Below are 16,569 nucleotides of genomic sequence, written 5' to 3'. Positions count from 1 at the left end.
TGAGACATGACATCATCGATCGACACCCCCGATGCCGGGAAGGCGACCCTGATCGCCGAGCGCCGCCGCCGCTACGAGGAGCTGAAGGCCGCCGGCGACGCCGTCACCCCCCGCGTGCTGCCCGCCCCCACGGCGCGCGACGGCGCGCCCATCTCGCCCGAGGCCGTGCGCCACGCCGAGACCATTCCCGGCGGCTGGTACTGGACCAAGGTGATCCGCTGCGGCGAGGGGCTGCGCCTCCTCAACACCGCCGGCAATTCCGGCGTGGCGCTGTTCGCGTGGAACCTGGCCGACCCCTCCGAGCGCTACAACAGCGCCGACACGGTGAAAGTCCAGTGGACCGCCGACATCCGCAAGGGCCGGGTGCTGCTCTCCGACATGGGGCGCGTGCTGCTCTCCATCGTGGAGGACAGCTGCTGCGCCCACGACACCATCATCGGCGGCTCCACCCCCGCCTCGAACCGCGCGAAATACGGCGACGCCGCCCTGCGCAACACCCGTGACAACATGTGGCTCGCCGCCGCCAAGCACGGCCTTGGCCCACGCGACGTGGCGCCCGTGATCTCCTTTTTCGCGCCGGTCTCGTTCGTGGACCACAAGCCCGTGTGGCGCGACGGCGTGGTGAAGCCCGGCGATTTCGTGGACCTGCGCGCCGAGCTCGATCTCATCGTCGCCGTCTCCAACTGCCCGCATCCGCTGGCGCCGGAAACCACCTTCGCGCCCGCGCCCATCGAGGCCACCGTGTTCCGCCTGCCGGCGCCGGGCGAGGACGACCTGTGCCGCACCGCCACCGCCGAGGCCCGCCGCGGCTTCGAGAACAACGCCACCTATCTCCAGGCCTGAGGGAGGGAAAAATGACCGCGCTCAACACCGCTTCCGCCACCACCCCCTTCTTCGCCCAGCCGGTGCTCGACCCCGCCAAGGCGGTCTACGACTTCACCGTTCCGGCCAACCGGCCGTGGTCGAAGGTGATCCAGAAGGGCCAGATCCTGCGCATCGTCGACCTGAAGGGCTGCCAGGCGGTGGACACCCTCGTCTATGACGCCCACGACACCTCCGAGCGCTATTCGGCGCAGGACACCATCCTCACCCAGGGCGCGCCCTACGTGACGACAGGCACCCGGCTCATGTCGAACTTCGGCAACGTGCTGGCGGTAGTGGTGGGCGATTCATGCGGGCGGCACGACACCTCCGCCGGCGCCTGCTCGTGCGAGGCGAACACGGTGCGCTTCGGCCACCACACCCGCTACATGCACGCCTGCCGCGAGAATTTCGTGATGGCCGCCGCCGCCCACGGCATGACCAAGCGGGACATCGTGCCCAACATCAACTTCTTCATGAACGTGCCCATCGAGGCGGACGGCAAGCTCGCCATCGTCGACGGCGTCTCGGTCCCCGGCGACCACGTGGACCTTTTGGCCGCGCGCGACATGCTGGTGCTCATCTCCAACTGCCCGCAGGTGAACAACCCCTGCAACGATTTCGACCCGACGCCCATCCGCGTCCTGGTGTTCGATCCCACCACCGCCTGAGCGAGGACGACCCCATGTTCAAGAAGGTCCTCATCGCCAATCGCGGCGAGATCGCCGGGCGCGTCATCCGCACGCTCAGGAAGATGAACATCGGTTCGGTGGCGGTGTATTCCGATGCCGACCGCTTCACCGCGCCGGTACTCGCCGCCGACGAGGCTGTGCACATCGGCCCCGACGCGGCCAAGGACAGCTACCTGAAGGCCGATGCCATTCTCGCCGCCTGCAAGGCGACGGGGGCTGAGGCCGTGCACCCCGGCTACGGCTTCCTTTCCGAAAACGCCGCCTTCGCGGAACGCCTCAAGGCCGAGGGCATCGCCTTCATCGGCCCCCGCCCGGAACACCTCACCGATTTCGGCCTGAAGCACACGGCCCGCGAGATCGCCAGGGCGGCCGGCGTGCCGCTGCTGCCCGGCTCGGGCCTTCTGGACGATGCCGAGGCGGCGGTCGCGGCCGCCCGCACGGTCGGCTATCCCGTGATGCTGAAGAGCACCGCCGGCGGCGGCGGCATCGGCATGCAGCTCTGCGCCAATGAGGAGGAGCTGCGCACGAAGTTCGCCAACGTGCAGCGCATGGGCAAGGCGAGCTTCGGTGACGCGCGGGTCTATCTGGAGCGCTTCGTCGCCACCGCGCGGCATGTGGAGGTGCAGATCTTCGGCCTCGGCGACGGGCGGGTGCTGACGCTGGGCGAGCGCGACTGCTCGCTCCAGCGCCGCAACCAGAAGGTGCTGGAGGAGACCCCGCCGCCCGGCCTCACCGTGGAGCAGCGCGCGCGCCTCACGGACGCCGCCCGCAAGCTTGGCGAAGCGGTGTCCTATGAAAGCGCCGGCACCGTCGAGTTCATCTGGGACGTGGCCCGCCAGGACTTCTATTTCCTGGAGGTGAACACGCGCCTGCAAGTCGAGCACCCGGTAACGGAAGAAGTGTTCGGCGTCGATCTGGTGGAATGGATGATCCGCCAGGCGGCAGGCGAATTCACCCCGCCCGCGACGCTCAGCCCCAGGGGTGCCGCCATCGAGGCGCGCATCTATGCGGAAAACCCGCAGGCGGATTTCCGCCCCTCCACCGGCCGCGTCACCGCCCTGTCCTTCCCCGAGGGCGCGCGCGTGGATGGCTGGATCGAGCGTGGCAGCGAGGTGACGGCCCATTACGACCCCATGCTCGCCAAGCTCATCGTCCACGGCGCCGATCGCGCCGAGGCGGTGGCGAGGCTCCAGGCGGCGCTGAAGGCCACGCGCATCCATGGGCTGGAGACCAATCTCGACTATCTCGGCGCGGTCACGGCCGGCGACGCCTTCGTGTCCGGCGCCGTCGCCACCAGCGTGCTGAAGGACTTCTCCTTCACGCCCCGCGCCATCGCGGTGCTGAACCCCGGCGCCCAGACGAGCGTGCAGGACGTGCCCGGCCGGCTCGGCCTGTGGGACGTGGGCATTCCGCCCTCCGGCCCCATGGACGCGCGCTCCCACCGCCTCGCCAATGCGCTGGTGGGCAATCCGGAGAGCGCGGCGGCGCTCGAATGCACGCTCACCGGCCCCACGCTGCGCTTCCACCGCGATGCGCTGATCGCCCTCACCGGCGCCGACATGCAGGCGAAAGTGGACGCCCGCCCCGTGCCGCGCTTCGCGCCGCTGACCATCAAGGCGGGCGAGACGCTGAGCCTGAAGGCCGTCGCCGGGCCCGGCCAGCGCGCCTATATCGCCGTGGCGGGCGGGCTCGACGTTCCGGACTTCATGGGCTCCAAGGCCACCTTCGGCCTCGGCGGCTTCGGCGGCCACGCCACCGGCACCCTGCGCGCCGGCGACGTGCTCAAGATCGGCGATGCCGAGACCGCGCCCGGCCGCCCGGCCGCGCCGGAAGAGATCCCCGCCCTCACCGGCGAATGGACGCTCACGGTGCGCTCCGGCCCCCACGGCGCGCCGGATTTCTTCCAGGTGGAAGACATCTCCGACCTCTTCACCCACCGCTACGAGGTGCATTTCAACAGCGCCCGCACCGGCGTGCGCCTCATGGGCCCGCAGCCGCGCTGGGCGCGCACCGATGGCGGCGAGGCGGGGCTCCACCCCTCCAACATCCACGACAACGCCTATGCGGTGGGCGCGCTCGATTTCACCGGCGACATGCCCATCATCCTGGGGCCGGACGGACCCAGCCTCGGCGGCTTCGTCTGCCCGGTGGTGGTGGCGAAGGACGACCTGTGGAAGGTGGGCCAGCTCAAGCCCGGCGACGGCGTGCGCTTCGCGTGCGCCGACGGATACGTGGCTGAAAGCCCGCGCATCACGGCTCCCACGGTGCTGCCGGCGGCGCAGGGCCTCACCCAGAGCCCCATCCTCGGCTCCATCCCCGATGGCGAGGTGCCGGTGGTCTATCGCCGGGCGGGCGATGAATATCTCCTGGTCGAGTACGGCCCCATGGTGCTGGATATCGCCCTGCGCCTGCGCGTGGGCCTGCTGGCCAAGGCCATCCGCGCCGCGAAGCTGCCGGGCATCGTGGATTTGACGCCGGGCATCCGCTCGCTGCAGGTGCATTTCGATCCCGACCGCATCTCCGGCGCCGGGCTGGCGGCGGCGCTGGCGGAGCTGGAGGCGGACCTGCCCCACGCGGAAGACGTCACGGTGCCCTCGCGCATCGTGCACCTGCCCCTGTCGTGGAACGACCCGTCCGTGCAGCTCGCCATGCGCAAGTACCAGGAGCTGGTGCGGCCCGATGCTCCCTGGTGCCCCTCCAACATCGAGTTCATCCGCCGCATCAACGGCCTGGACTCCATCGCGGACGTGCATCGCATCGTGTTCGAGGCGGACTATCTGGTGCTGGGCCTGGGCGACGTCTATCTCGGCGCGCCGGTGGCGACCCCGCTCGACCCGCGCCACCGCCTCGTCACCACCAAGTACAATCCGGCCCGAACCTGGACCCCGGAGAATGCGGTGGGCATCGGCGGCGCCTACCTCTGCGTCTACGGCATGGAGGGGCCGGGCGGCTACCAGTTGTTCGGCCGCACGATCCAGATGTGGAACTCCTGGCGCGCCACTCGCGAGTTTCCGGCGGGACACCCGCACCTGCTGCGCTTCTTCGACCGCATCAAGTTCTACCCCGTGGACGAGAAGGAGCTGGCCGAGGCGCGCGCCGCCTTCCCCCATGGCCGCTACCCTTTGAAGATCGAGGAGACGGAATTCTCCTGGCGCGAGCACGCGCGCTTCCTCGGCGAGAACAAGGCGGAGATCGACGCCTTCCAGGCCCACCGGCAGGCCGCGTTCGAGGCCGAGCGGGCGGACTGGAAGGCCAGGGGGCTCGACAGCTTCGTGGCCGAGGATGCCCTGGTGCTCACCGCCGGCGAGGAGGAGCCCCTGCCCTCCGGCGCCACCGCGGTTGCCGCGCACATGACAGGCACCGTGTGGAAGGTGGTGGCCGAGGAAGGCGCCGTGGTCAAGGCGGGCGAGCCCATCGCCATCCTCGAATCCATGAAGATGGAGATGGAGGTGCTCGCCCCCGCCTCGGGCCGTCTTCTGGAAGTGCGCTGCAAGCCCGGCCGCACGGTGCGGGCCGGCGACGTGATCGCGGTAATGGAGGAGAGCGCCTGATGCTGCCGGACATGCTCGACATCTCGACCCTGAAGGCGGGCTACGCCTCCGGCGCCTTCACGCCGCTCGACGTGGCGGAAGAGGTGATCCGCCGCCGGAACGCGGGCACCGACCCGGCCGTGTGGATCTCACGCGTCCCGGATGAGGACCTGCGCGCCGCCGCCCGCGCGCTCATGGCCGCGGGCGGGCGCGAGGCCCGGCCGCTCTGGGGCATCCCGTTCGCGGTGAAGGACAATATCGACGTCGCGGGGCTGCCCACCACCGCCGCCTGCCCCGCCTTCGCCTCCCAGCCGAAGCAGGACGCCGTGGTGGTGGCGCGGCTGAAGGCGGCCGGCGCTCTCGTGATCGGCAAGACCAACCTCGACCAGTTCGCCACCGGCCTCAACGGCACCCGCTCGCCCTATGGCGCGCCGCGCTCGGTGTTCGATGCCGATTACGTCTCCGGCGGCTCGTCCTCCGGCTCGGCGGTAGCGGTGGCCTCGGGACAGGTGGCCTTCTCGCTCGGCACCGACACCGCCGGCTCGGGCCGCGTGCCGGCGGCCTTCAACAATCTCGTGGGCGTGAAGCCCACCAAGGGCCTCGTGCCCAACACCGGCCTGGTGCCGGCCTGCCGCAGCATCGACTGCATCTCGGTGTTCGGCGTCACCGCCGGCGATGCCACCCTCGTGCGCCGGGTGATGCAGGGCGAGGACGCCGGCGACGCCTATTCGCGCGCCGATGCCCCGCGCCCGCTGCCGCTCCAGGGCTTCCGCTTCGGCGTGCTCGCCGGCCGCGAGCGCTTCTTCGACGGCGACAGTGAGGCCGAGGCGCTCTACGACGCCTCCGCCGCGCGCCTCACGGCCCTGGGCGGCACCGCCGTGGAGATCGACTACGTACCCTTCCGCGAGTGCGCGAACCTGCTCTATGGCGGCCCCTGGGTGGCCGAGCGGCTGGCGGCGGTGGAAGCCTTCTTCGACGCCCATGCGGAGGAGATGGACCCCACCGTGCGCACCATCATCGCCGGCGCGCGCCGCTTCTCGGCGGTGGATGCGTTCCACGGCGCCTATGCGCTCGAAGCCTACCGCAAGGCCACCGACGCCCAATGGGCGAAGATGGACGTGCTGCTGCTGCCCACCGCCCCGCGCATCGTCAAGGTGGCGGACATGCTGGCCGATCCCATTCGCCTCAATGCCATGCTGGGGCGCTACACCAATTTCGTGAACCTGCTCGACTGCTGCGCCGTGGCGGTGCCCGCCGGCTTCCGGGCCGATGGCCTGCCGGTGGGCGTCACCCTCGTCGCCCCCGCCTTCTGCGACGACACCCTCGCCACGCTGGCGGACCGCCTGCACCGCGCCGCCGCCGCGCAGGGCGGCTGCGGCATCGGCCGCGACCGGACGGCGGCGGTGCCGGAAGGCGCGCGCCTCGCCCCCGCCACCGAGGGGCTGGTGCCGCTGGCCGTGGTGGGCGCCCACCTTTCCGGCATGCCGCTCAACCCCGAGCTGACGCGGGCCGGCGGCGCGCTGCTGAAAACCTGCCGCACCGCGCCCGACTACCAGCTCTTCGCCCTGCCCGGCACCGTGCCGGCCAAGCCCGGCCTCGTGCGCGCGCCGGGCTTCTCGGGGCCGGGCGTGGAGGTGGAGGTGTGGGGCCTGCCGCCCGCCGCCTTCGCCGCCTTCGTCGCCGCCATTCCCGCGCCGCTCGGCATCGGCAAGCTCACGCTGGACGACGGAAGCGCCGTCAGCGGCTTCCTGTGCGAGGCCCACGCCACGGCGGGCGCCGAGGACATCACCGCCTTCGGCGGCTGGCGCCCCTGGTGCGCCCGCGGCACCGCCGCCTGAGACGCCGCCGCTTCGCGGAAGTGCCCGGCGCGGAGCCGGCCGCGACGGGCCGAGGCGCTTACGGCGGGCGGCTCAGCCCCCTGATACCCCGGCGCAGGCCCGCACTGGCGCCCGCCGCCACACACCGACACGGGTGTGAGTGTCCAGGCCCCGTGAGGACCCACGCGAGCAGGTGGTGGCGGGCCGGGCGCTTCCGGCGGGCGGGTCCGCCCCCACATAGCCCGGCGCAGGCCCCGCGCCGGGGTGCGTCACGCGTGGACACAGGTGTGAGCGTCCAGTCTCCTTGAAGGCCGCGCCGCAGGGCCGGCTCCACCGCCGGGGGCCCACGCCGTCGGATGCGAAGCGCTACCCGTCCGCGTCGCGCCCATCGCCCGTGCGGTCGAAGACGCAGCGGGGCGGCGCCATCTCCGGCGGCGGACACGAGCGCGGGAGCAGGCGGCGCCCGTGGAAACGCGGACCCGCGACACGCTCCGCAGGCGACCGCCCGCCCGGTTCCACGGCGCCGCCCGCGCGGGCGCGCCCGGCCTCCACCAAGCAAGGGCACAAGGGCAGCGGGGGAGCCCCCACGCCGCCAGTCCACCGGCGGCGCCGCGCGCGGCGGGCCCGGTGACCCGGCCCACCATGAACGGCCGCGCCGGGAAACGACGTCGCCGAAGGCCGGGGCATCGCGTGCGCTCTGCCCGAACCGGCCGGCGGGCCGCGTTTCAAAGAATCGCGGCGATGCTCTAATGGTGTCGGCATCCCTGCGTCTTCCCCGCGCGGTCCCGGCATCGGGCGCGCGCCAAAGGGCCCGCCATGACCGAAACGCCCCCGTCCGAAACGCCGTCCTCCGAAAAGCGCGCCTCCGTGCCCGCCTCTCCCCCGCCCCGGCCGCGCCGCCGCGCGACCCCGCGCGAAACCCCGAAGCTGGGCGGCGCGCTCATGGTGCTGTTCTGGTGCGCCTGCGGCATCACCGCCCTGCCGCTGGCGGCTCTGTTCTCGCTGGTGGCGGCCACCGGCGTCTCGGGCGCGAGCTGGGCACTGAGCGAAACCTTCGCCGGCTCCACCATCCAGGCCCAGCTGCTGCGCCTCGGCCTGTGGCCGCAGCTGGTGCTGTTCGCCTGGGGCGCGAGCTTCGTGGTGCTCACGGTCATGAAGTCGCGCCATGCGCTCACCGTCTCGCCGGTGCTGCTCATCGCCTGGGTGGCGGTCTCCACCTACAGCCAGTTTTCCATCCGCTCGGCCATGGCGCCCGACGGCGCGACGGTGGCCGATTTCGCCGCCCTCGCGCCCGGCATCCTGGCCCAGGTGGTGGGCGCGGCCGCCCTGTTCGGCTACTTCCGCGAGGGCACGCGGCCAAAGGCCTATTTCGTGCGCGGCTGAGGCCGCTGTTAAAGGAACCGGCGCGCCGAGAAGGGCTTGGGATCGGTGAAGGGGGTATTGCCGGTCATCATCTGCGCCAGCAGCAGGCCGGTGACGGGGCCGAGCGTGAGCCCCCAGTGGCCGTGCCCGAGGGCGAGGTGCAGCCCGCCGATGCCGGGGGCCGGGCCGATGATGGGCTTCGAATCCGGCAGCGCCGGGCGCCGGCCCAGCCACGGCTCCGCCTCCCGCACCGCGCCGAGGGGCAGAAGCTCGCGCGCCATGGGAATGTCCTTCTCCACCTGCACCGGGGTGGCCGGCGCGTCGCGGGCGGCGATCTCGATGCCGGTGGTGAGGCGGATGCCGTAGCGCGTGTTCTGCAAGGCATAGCCGCCCGCCACGTCCACCAGCGCGCGGCCCAGCGTCATGCCGCCCTCGGGCGCGAGGTGGACATGGTAGCCGCGCTTGGCCACCAGCGGCACCCGCACGCCGAGCGCGTCGAGCAGGTCGCGGCTCCAGGGGCCGAGCGCCACCACCGCCTCCTCCGCATCCACCGGCCCTTCGGCCGTCTCCGCGCGCCAATAGGCGCCGGCGCGGCGCAGACTCTGCGCATCGCCGTGGAGGAACAGGCCGCCGCGCTGCTCGAACAGGCGCGCATAGGCTTTCACAAGGCCGCCGGGGTCCGCGCAATTGTCGCAATCGTGCCAGTGGATCGCGGCCTCGAAGCGCGGCTTCAGGAAGGGTTCGAGGGCGATGGCGCCGGCGGCGTCCAGCACCGTGTAGGCGACCTTCAGCTCGTCCGCGAGCGCGCGCTCGGCGGCGGTGGCGGCGAACGCGGCGTCGTCCCGGTAGAGCTTCATCCAGCCGGTGGGGGTGAGGAGCCCCATGGCGCCGGCGGGCTCGGCCAGCGCGTGGTGCTCGGCCCGCGCGCGCGCCATGAGGGGCCGCAGGTCGCGCGCCGTGGCCTCCAGCGCCTGCGGCGTGGAATGGCGGAAATAGTCCCACAGCCAGGGCGCCAGCTCCAGCAGGTCGGAGGCATGGTAGTTGCTCTCCGGCGCCTGCTTCAGCGCGTGGCGCAGCAGGGTCAGGGGATCATGCGGGAAGCCCACCGGCAGCAGCGCGCTGCCCTCGATGACCCCGGCATTGCCGAAGGAAGTGCCCTCCCCCGGCTGCGCGCGGTCCATCAGCACCACCGAGAGGCCGTGCGCCTGGAGATGCAGCGCGACGCTGACCCCGACGATACCGGCTCCCAGAACGACCACATCGCAACGCGCCATGACCTTGAGTCTCCCACGGGGACGGACGATCTTAGGCGCGGCGGATGACATCAGCACGCCCATCCTGGGGCCGCGCCATGGCAAATCCCCTGCTCAGGGTCGCCGCCGGCGCCACAGCGCGGCGAGGCTCACCGCCAGCAGGGTGGCCGCGAGGGCATACCAGGTGAGGGCATATTCCAGGTGCCGGTTGGGAAAGGAGAGGCGCGTCGTGCCCGCCACCGGCAGGCCGCCGGGCACCGGCCCTGCGTCGAGATCGATGATGAAGGGCGCCGCCCCCGCGAGCCCGCGGGCGGCGGCGATGCTCGCCGGGTCGAGGCGGTAGAAGGCCCCGCGCGCGGGGTCGTTCGCGGGCACGAACCAGCTCGCCTCCTCCGGCAGGCGCAGCAGGCCGGTGATTTCCACCTCGCCCGCCGCCTGCCCCTCGGCCCGGCTCGCGGGATCGCGCCGCGCCTGGGGCACGAAGCCGCGGTTGACCAGGAGCGGCGGCCCGTCCGCCCGCACCAGGGGCGTGACGACGAAGGCGCCCGGCCCCGCCGGCCCCCCCTCGTCCGCGCCGCGCACGGCATAGACCAGGGTCTCGCGCGCATGGTCGAAGGTGCCGCGCGCCCGCACGTGAAGATATTCGTCCCGCGCGCGGCTCAGCGACGGCCAAGACGACGGCGGGGGCACGTCCTGCGCCGGCGCGCCGGCGCGGGCCGTGACGGCGGCGATCACCTGCTCCTTCCAGGCAAGGCGCCGCAGCTGCCACGTACCGAGGCCGGCAAGCACGAGGAACGCCGCCGCCACCGCCAGCACCGGGACCAGAATGCCCCGTGCGCCGCCGGCGGCAAGGCGCCGCGCCTCCGAGCCCGCGATCACGGCGGCCCGCGCCGGTCCAGGCGCCCTTCCGCCGCGCGGTTGCGATATTGCAGGGCCACCAGCAGGCCCTTGAGCGGGCGCAGGAGGCCGAGGGTCACGGCCAGGGTGGCGGGAATCCACAGCGCGGCGTGCACCCACAGCGGCGGCTCGAACACGGCCTCCACCCACAGCGCCGCGGCCACCACCACGCAGCCGCCGATGAGGATGACGAACACCGCCGGCCCATCCCCGGCATCGGCGAAGCCATAGTCGAGCCCGCAGGACGTGCAGGCGGGCGCGAGGCTGAGGAAGCCCTTGAACAGATGCCCCCGGCCGCAGCGCGGGCACCGCCCGAGAAGGCCGGAGGCAAGCGGCCGGGCCCCGCCCGGCTCTGGTGCGCGCGCCATGCCGCCCTCAATGCGCCGCGCTGCCGAGGGAACCCCAGACATAGATGAAGGCGAACAGGAACACCCACACCACGTCCACGAAATGCCAGTACCAGGCGCCCGCCTCGAAGCCGAAGTGGCGCTCGGGCGTGAAATCCCCGAGGTAGGCGCGCAGCAGGCACACCACGAGGAACACCGTGCCCGCGATGACGTGGAAGCCGTGGAAGCCGGTCGCCATGAAGAAGGTGGCGCCATAGATGTTGCCGGCGAAATCGAAATGGGCGTGGGCGTATTCATAGGCCTGGAGCAGCGTGAACAGCGCGCCGAGCCCCACCGTGCTCCACAGGCCCCATTTCAGCCCGTCGCGGTCGTTCTCGATCAGCGCGTGGTGCGCCCAGGTGAGGGTGGTGGCGGAGGTGAGCAGGATCAGCGTGTTGAGCAGCGGCAGGTGCCAGGGGTCGAGGGTCTCGATGCCCTGGGGCGGCCACATGCCGCCGGTCACCTGCGTGCGCTGGAAATTGATGGTCTCGCCGGGAAACAGGGAAGCATCGAAGAAGGCCCAGAACCAGGCGACGAAGAACATCACCTCCGAGGCGATGAACAGGATCATGCCGTAGCGCAGGCCCAGGTCCACCACCAGGGTGTGGAGGCCCTGGCGCCCCTCGCGGATCACATCCCGCCACCAGCCGGCCATGGTGAAGAGAATGCCGAGGCCGCCGAGCGCCATGATGAGCGCCGTGCCGCCATGCATCCACGCCACGGCGCCCATGGTGAGCACCAGCGCCGAGACCGAGCCGACGATGGGCCAGGGGCTGGGATCAACCACATGGTAGCCGTGCGCGGGTGCGTGCGCCTCATGGCCGGCGCGGGCCTCGACATCCGTATGGGCCATGGCGAACCCTCTCCCTTGCCTTGCGTTCCCGTTCCGGCGCGGCGCGCCGTGTTGTCCCCTGCCCCCCGGCAGCCTCGACCTAGCCGCCGGGCCCGCCGCCCTCGCCCGCCCGCGTCCGCGCGGGGAAGAAGGTGTAGGAGAGCGTGATGGCGGGCAGCGTCTTCAGGTCCGGATCGTCGAGGATGGCCGGATCCACATAGAAGGCCACCGGCATGTCCGCCGCCGCGCCGGGGCCGAGGCGCTGCTCGTCGAAGCAGAAGCACTGCATCTTCACGAAATAGGCCCCCGCCTGGGGCGGGGAGACATTGTAGGCGGCGTTGCCCGCCGTTTCCGCGCCGGAGGTGTTGCGGGCGCTGTAGTGGGCGAGGCTCGGGGCGCCGATCCGCACCACCATCTCGCGCGCGTCGGGCGCGAAGCTCCAGGGCAGGCCGGCGGCGACATTGGCATCGAAGCGGATGGCGATCTCCCGCTCCGCCGCCGCCTGCGGAGCGCGGGCCGCCACGCGGGTGCTGCCGCCGAAGCCGGTGAGGGTGCAGAAGGCGGCATAGAGCGGCGCCGAGGCATAGGTGACCCCCACCATGACCGCCACGAAGCCGGCCAGGGCCGCCGCCGTCACATGCCCCCGTCCGCGCCCGTCCATGGCCGCCTCCCCTTCCTCACAGCGGCCGGCCGAGCACGCCGGGACCGAGCTTCACGATGGTGACCGCGTAGAACAGCAGAGCGAGCGCTCCCAGCGCCACCGCGATGGCGATGGAGCGGGCGCGCCGGCTGCGCCGCTGCTCGGGCGTGAGCACCACGCCCTCCGGCGCGGCCTCCCGGCGCGGCAGGGCGACCACCTGCCCGGCCCCGCCCTTGCCCGCGCCCTTGCCAGTACCCTTGCCCCCGGTGCCCCGGCGGCGTTCCGGCCCGGCGGCGGAGGCCGGCCCTTCCCTCAGCTTGCGGATGCGCGTCACCACGGGCGTCCCTCCAGGAGATGCGCCGTCATGGCTTCCCCGAGCAGGGCCGCGAACAGCGCGAAGAGATAGAGGATGGAGAAGGCGAACAGCCCCCGCGCCGCCTTCACGGCCGCCTCGCCCTGCCGCACCCGGAACACGCGGACCGCCCGGCGCAGCATCACCGCCCCGGCGATGAGCGCCACCGCGCCATAGGCCGGCCCGGCGAGGCCAAGCAGCGCCGGGCTCGCGGCCAGCGGCACCAGCAAGAGGGTGTAGAGCAGGATCTGGAGCCGGGTGGCATCCGGCCCCGCCACCACCGGCAGCATGGGCACGCCGGCGCGGGCGTAGTCGTCGGCCCGGAACAAAGCGAGGGCCCAGAAGTGCGGGGGCGTCCAGAAGAAGATGATGGCCACCAGCAGCAGCGGCTCCAGCGAGACGGTGCCGGCGGCGGCCGCCCAGGCCACCAGCGGCGGCAGTGCCCCCGCGAGCCCGCCGATGACGATGTTCTGCGGCGTCGCCCGCTTCAGCCACATGGTGTAGACCACCACGTAGAAGAAGATGGTGAAGGCCAGCAGCAGGGCCGCGAGCGGGTTCACCAGCAGCCCCAGCACCCCCACCGAGAAGGCCGCGAGCGTAAGGCCGAAGGCGCGCGCCTCCCGCGGCGAGATGCGTCCGGCGGGCACCGGGCGGCCCCTGGTGCGGGCCATGAGGGCGTCGATGTCGGCATCCCACCACATGTTGAGCGCGCCCGCCGCCCCCGCGCCCACGGCGATGCACACCAGCGCGGTGAAGCCGAGCAGCGGGTGCATCTCCCCCGGCGCGCGCGCGAGGCCCGCGAGGGCGGTGAACACCACCAGCGACATCACCCGCGGCTTCATGAGGGCGAGATAATCGCCGGGGGTCGCGAGCCCCTCCGCCGGCGCGCGCCCCGCCCGCGCGGCGGATGCACCCGCCCGAAGCCCCGTGTCGCTGATCCCGATATCGCTCATGGCGGTGACCCCTAGGGCATTTTCAAGCGAAGTGGATTCCGGTTCGCGTGAAGAAAATGTGTGATCTCAATAATCTAGAGCGGTTACCGCGAGCCGATGCGAGTGGAAAACGCTCCAGGCAGGCCTTCACGGCCCGAGAAACGGGCGGCCGGGAAGCGGCGGCGTCTGCCCTCGCCGCCGCTTCCCCTCGCCATCCTCAGCTGATCCGCGGCAGCACCTGGAATTGGTGGAACGGCGGAGGCGAGGACAAGGTCCACTCCAGCGTGGTGGCGCCCTCTCCCCAGGGGTTGTCGCCGGCCTTCTGCTTGCGCAGGAAGGCGAGCGTGGTGCCGGTGAGGAAGATGAGCACCGCGACCCCCGAGATGTAGGAGCCCACGGAGGAGACGAAGTTCCAGGGCGCGAACGCGTCCGGATAGTCCGCATAGCGGCGCGGCATGCCCGCAAGGCCCAGGAAGTGCTGGGGGAAGAAGACGAGGTTGACGCCGATGAAGGTGACCCAGAAGTGCAATTTGCCCCAGAATTCGGGGATCATGTAGCCGAACATCTTCGGGAACCAGTAATACCAGCCGGCGAAGATGGCGAACACCGCGCCCAGCGACAGCACATAGTGGAAATGCGCCACCACGTAATAGGTGTCGTGCAGCGAACGGTCGATGCCGGCATTGGAGAGCACAACGCCCGTCACGCCGCCGATGGTGAAGAGGAAGATGAAGCCGAGCGCCCACAGCATGGGCGTGCGGAACTGGATGGAGCCGCCCCACATGGTGGCGATCCAGGAGAAGATCTTCACCCCCGTGGGCACGGCGATGATCATGGTGGCGGCCACGAAATAGGATTGCGTGCCGGCGGAGAGGCCCACCGTGTACATGTGATGCGCCCACACCACGAAGCCCACCACCCCGATGGCCACCATGGCGTAGGCCATGCCGAGATAGCCGAACACGGGCTTGCGCGAGAAGGTGGACACCACGTGGGAGATGATGCCGAACCCCGGCAGGATGAGGATGTAGACCTCCGGGTGGCCGAAGAACCAGAACAGGTGCTGGAACAGGATGGGATCGCCCCCGCCCGCCGGATCGAAGAAGGTGGTGCCGAAGTTGCGATCGGTGAGCAGCATGGTGATGGCGCCCGCCAGCACCGGCAGCGACAGCAGCAGCAGGAAGCCGGTGACGAGCTGCGACCACACGAACAGCGGCATCTTGTGCAGCGTCATGCCCGGCGCACGCATGTTGAAGATGGTGGTGATGAGGTTGATGGCGCCGAGCAGGGAGGAGATGCCCGCGAGGTGCAGCGCGAAGATCAGCAGGTCCATGGCCGGGCCCGGATGGCCCACCTTGGTGGAGAGCGGGGGATAGATGGTCCACCCGCCGCCGAAGCCGTTGGTGCCCGGCGCGCCCTCCACGAACAATGAGGAACCGGCGAGGATGAAGGCCGGCGGCAGCAGCCAGAACGCGATGTTGTTGATACGGGGAAAGGCGGTATCCGGCGCGCCGATCATCAGCGGCACGAAATAGTTGCCGTAGCCGCCGATGAGCGCCGGCATCACCATGAAGAAGATCATGATGAGGCCGTGGCCGGTGGTGAAGACGTTGAACACCTGCGGATTGGCGAAGATCTGCAGCCCCGGCTGCTGCAGCTCCATGCGGATGGCGATGGAGAGCGCCCCGCCCACGATCCCCGCCAGGATGGCGAAGATCAGGTACATGAGGCCGATGTCCTTGTGGTTGGTGGAGAACAGCCAGCGCCGCCACCCGGTGGGGACGGAGGCGTGATCGGCATCCGAAAGCGCATACGTGGCCATGCCCTGCTCTCCCTGGCGATGTCTCCCGCGGGGACCCGTGCCGCGCGCGGGCGCGGGGGCCCGCCGGGCTGCGGGCGCCTCGGGATTCTTCTGCCCCGATGGCGCCCTGCCCCTCTTGTCCCGTGTCCCTCTTGTCCCGTGTCCCTCAGCGCGCGGCGGCGAAGCGCCCGGCCGCGTCCGAGGCGGCGGCGAACTTGCCCTTGGCGGCCGCCACCCATGCCTCGAAGTCCTTCTCGCTCAGCGCCCGCACGGCGATGGGCATGAAGGCATGGTCACGCCCGCACAGCTCCGAGCACTGGCCGTAATAGACCCCCTCCTTCGTGACCTTGAACCAGGTCTCGTTGAGGCGTCCCGGCAGGGCGTCGATCTTGATGCCGAAGGCGGGCACGGCGAACGAATGGATGACGTCCGCCGCGGTCACCTGCATGCGGATCACCTTGTTCACCGGCACCACCAGCTCGTTGTCCACGGTGAGCAGGCGCGGCTGGCCCTCCTTCAGGTCGGCGTCCTGCACCAGCAGGGAATCGAAGCCGAAGCCGCCGTGGTCGGGATATTCGTAGGACCAGTACCACTGGTGCCCCACCGCCTTCAGCGTGATGTCCGCGGCCGGCACCCTCAGCTCCAGGTGCAGCAGACGGAAGGAGGGAATGGCGATGGCCACCAGGATCATCACCGGCACCACCGTCCAGATCACCTCGATGAGGGTGTTGTGGCTGGTGCGCGAGGGCACCGGGTGGGCCTTCTCATTGAAGCGCAGCACCACGATGGCGAGCAGCACCAGCACGAACAGGACGATGGAGACGATGATGACCAGGAGGAAGGTGTTGAAGTCGCGGATGCTCTCCATCACCGGCGTGGCGGCGCCCTGCAGGTTCATCTGCCATGGTGATGGTTGCCCGGTGCCGGCAAGGGCGGCCGAAGCGAAGATGAACGCCGCGGAGAAACTCGACGCGGCGCAGGCGGCGATGGCCGTGCGCGACATGTCTTGCTCGCCTCTTCCCTGGCTCGGCCATTTGCTGCCGATGTGCCGCCCCTTCCGGGGGATGTGCGGCTTTCGCCACAATCGCCGGCTTTTTGCCGGTCATGCTCAGGCTGCCACCATCGCGAAATTTCGGCAAACACATTCGTTTGTGCTTTGCAATGCGCTGACGCACCGCACGCATGCGACACAGTAGCGCTTCAGGTCAAAACAC

The 16,569-nt window shown here is 71.0% G+C and carries 15 protein-coding genes; 6 read left to right on the top strand and 9 right to left on the bottom strand.

The window, feature by feature from the left end; translation table 11 throughout:
- Positions 1-6: 6 nt before the first annotated feature.
- The 5 genes from V5F75_RS08935 (at position 7) to V5F75_RS08915 (ending at position 8,283) form a co-directional block, all read left to right on the top strand.
- Entirely contained in the window at positions 7-843 is an 837-nt protein-coding gene (locus V5F75_RS08935; protein WP_394034722.1) for an urea amidolyase associated protein UAAP1, read from the top strand.
- 11 nt (positions 844-854) lie between these two features.
- The gene (locus tag V5F75_RS08930) at positions 855-1,532 is read left to right on the top strand and encodes an urea amidolyase associated protein UAAP2 (RefSeq protein ID WP_394034723.1); all 678 of its coding nucleotides are present in this window, start codon (positions 855-857) and stop codon (positions 1,530-1,532) included.
- A gap of 14 nt (positions 1,533-1,546) precedes the next feature.
- The gene (gene uca / locus V5F75_RS08925) at positions 1,547-5,104 is read left to right on the top strand and encodes an urea carboxylase (protein ID WP_394034724.1); all 3,558 of its coding nucleotides are present in this window, start codon (positions 1,547-1,549) and stop codon (positions 5,102-5,104) included.
- Positions 5,104-6,921 (top strand): allophanate hydrolase, encoded by a 1,818-nt coding sequence (gene atzF, locus V5F75_RS08920; protein ID WP_394034725.1) that lies wholly within the window; start codon positions 5,104-5,106, stop codon positions 6,919-6,921. Before uca ends, atzF begins: the two co-directional genes overlap by 1 nt.
- A 795-nt stretch (positions 6,922-7,716) precedes the next feature.
- A complete protein-coding gene (locus tag V5F75_RS08915; protein ID WP_394034726.1) occupies positions 7,717-8,283 on the top strand; it encodes a hypothetical protein in 567 nt (188 codons plus the stop codon).
- Positions 8,284-8,291: 8 nt separating this feature from the next.
- Here the strand turns inward: V5F75_RS08915 and V5F75_RS08910 are convergent, their stop codons facing one another.
- The 9 genes from V5F75_RS08910 to coxB all read right to left on the bottom strand — a co-directional run bounded on the left by V5F75_RS08910 (position 8,292) and on the right by coxB (position 16,304).
- Positions 8,292-9,536, bottom strand: coding sequence for an NAD(P)/FAD-dependent oxidoreductase (locus V5F75_RS08910; protein WP_394034727.1), 1,245 nt, complete (start codon positions 9,534-9,536; stop codon positions 8,292-8,294).
- 93 nt (positions 9,537-9,629) lie between these two features.
- Positions 9,630-10,394: an SURF1 family protein gene (locus tag V5F75_RS08905; RefSeq protein WP_394034728.1), complete on the bottom strand. Its 765-nt coding sequence runs from the start codon at positions 10,392-10,394 to the stop codon at positions 9,630-9,632.
- Positions 10,391-10,780: a DUF983 domain-containing protein gene (locus V5F75_RS08900; RefSeq protein WP_394034729.1), complete on the bottom strand. Its 390-nt coding sequence runs from the start codon at positions 10,778-10,780 to the stop codon at positions 10,391-10,393. Before V5F75_RS08900 ends, V5F75_RS08905 begins: the two co-directional genes overlap by 4 nt.
- A gap of 7 nt (positions 10,781-10,787) precedes the next feature.
- Positions 10,788-11,651, bottom strand: coding sequence for a cytochrome c oxidase subunit 3 (locus V5F75_RS08895; protein ID WP_394034730.1), 864 nt, complete (start codon positions 11,649-11,651; stop codon positions 10,788-10,790).
- Positions 11,652-11,730: 79 nt separating this feature from the next.
- Positions 11,731-12,291 carry a cytochrome c oxidase assembly protein gene (locus tag V5F75_RS08890; RefSeq protein ID WP_394034731.1) on the bottom strand — a complete coding sequence of 187 codons (561 nt, stop codon included), beginning with the start codon at positions 12,289-12,291 and terminating at the stop codon, positions 11,731-11,733.
- Positions 12,292-12,307: 16 nt separating this feature from the next.
- Positions 12,308-12,487 (bottom strand): cytochrome c oxidase system small membrane protein, encoded by a 180-nt coding sequence (locus V5F75_RS08885; RefSeq protein ID WP_394034887.1) that lies wholly within the window; start codon positions 12,485-12,487, stop codon positions 12,308-12,310.
- 113 nt (positions 12,488-12,600) lie between these two features.
- Positions 12,601-13,575 (bottom strand): heme o synthase, encoded by a 975-nt coding sequence (locus V5F75_RS08880; protein WP_394034732.1) that lies wholly within the window; start codon positions 13,573-13,575, stop codon positions 12,601-12,603.
- Positions 13,576-13,771: 196 nt separating this feature from the next.
- The gene (ctaD, locus tag V5F75_RS08875) at positions 13,772-15,376 is read right to left on the bottom strand and encodes a cytochrome c oxidase subunit I (RefSeq protein ID WP_394034733.1); all 1,605 of its coding nucleotides are present in this window, start codon (positions 15,374-15,376) and stop codon (positions 13,772-13,774) included.
- A gap of 145 nt (positions 15,377-15,521) precedes the next feature.
- Positions 15,522-16,304, bottom strand: a complete 783-nt coding sequence (coxB, locus tag V5F75_RS08870) for a cytochrome c oxidase subunit II (protein ID WP_394040982.1) — start codon at positions 16,302-16,304, stop codon at positions 15,522-15,524.
- On the opposite strand from coxB, the gene V5F75_RS08865 reads away from it, so the two are divergent.
- Complete coding sequence (locus V5F75_RS08865; RefSeq protein WP_394040984.1) at positions 16,213-16,551, top strand: hypothetical protein; 339 nt, start codon at positions 16,213-16,215, stop codon at positions 16,549-16,551. The genes coxB and V5F75_RS08865 overlap by 92 nt on opposite strands.
- Positions 16,552-16,569: the final 18 nt, after the last annotated feature.

The organism is Xanthobacter albus (assembly GCF_043194895.2).
In the GTDB taxonomy this organism is placed as follows: Bacteria; Pseudomonadota; Alphaproteobacteria; order Rhizobiales; family Xanthobacteraceae; genus Xanthobacter.
This window is presented reverse-complemented; position numbering and strand designations above follow the sequence as displayed.

Excerpts from the sequence above, each read along its gene's own strand:
- ctaD (WP_394034733.1), bottom strand. The coding sequence starts at position 15,376 with ATGGCCACGTATGCGCTTTCGGATGCCGATCACGCCTCCGTCCCCACC.
- V5F75_RS08890 (WP_394034731.1), bottom strand. The coding sequence starts at position 12,291 with ATGGACGGGCGCGGACGGGGGCATGTGACGGCGGCGGCCCTGGCCGGC.
- uca (WP_394034724.1), top strand. The coding sequence starts at position 1,547 with ATGTTCAAGAAGGTCCTCATCGCCAATCGCGGCGAGATCGCCGGGCGC.
- V5F75_RS08935 (WP_394034722.1), top strand. The coding sequence starts at position 7 with ATGACATCATCGATCGACACCCCCGATGCCGGGAAGGCGACCCTGATC.
- V5F75_RS08930 (WP_394034723.1), top strand. The coding sequence starts at position 855 with ATGACCGCGCTCAACACCGCTTCCGCCACCACCCCCTTCTTCGCCCAG.
- V5F75_RS08865 (WP_394040984.1), top strand. The coding sequence starts at position 16,213 with ATGCTCTCCATCACCGGCGTGGCGGCGCCCTGCAGGTTCATCTGCCAT.
- V5F75_RS08880 (WP_394034732.1), bottom strand. The coding sequence starts at position 13,575 with ATGAGCGATATCGGGATCAGCGACACGGGGCTTCGGGCGGGTGCATCC.
- V5F75_RS08900 (WP_394034729.1), bottom strand. The coding sequence starts at position 10,780 with ATGGCGCGCGCACCAGAGCCGGGCGGGGCCCGGCCGCTTGCCTCCGGC.
- V5F75_RS08895 (WP_394034730.1), bottom strand. The coding sequence starts at position 11,651 with ATGGCCCATACGGATGTCGAGGCCCGCGCCGGCCATGAGGCGCACGCA.
- V5F75_RS08910 (WP_394034727.1), bottom strand. The coding sequence starts at position 9,536 with ATGGCGCGTTGCGATGTGGTCGTTCTGGGAGCCGGTATCGTCGGGGTC.
- atzF (WP_394034725.1), top strand. The coding sequence starts at position 5,104 with ATGCTGCCGGACATGCTCGACATCTCGACCCTGAAGGCGGGCTACGCC.
- V5F75_RS08915 (WP_394034726.1), top strand. The coding sequence starts at position 7,717 with ATGACCGAAACGCCCCCGTCCGAAACGCCGTCCTCCGAAAAGCGCGCC.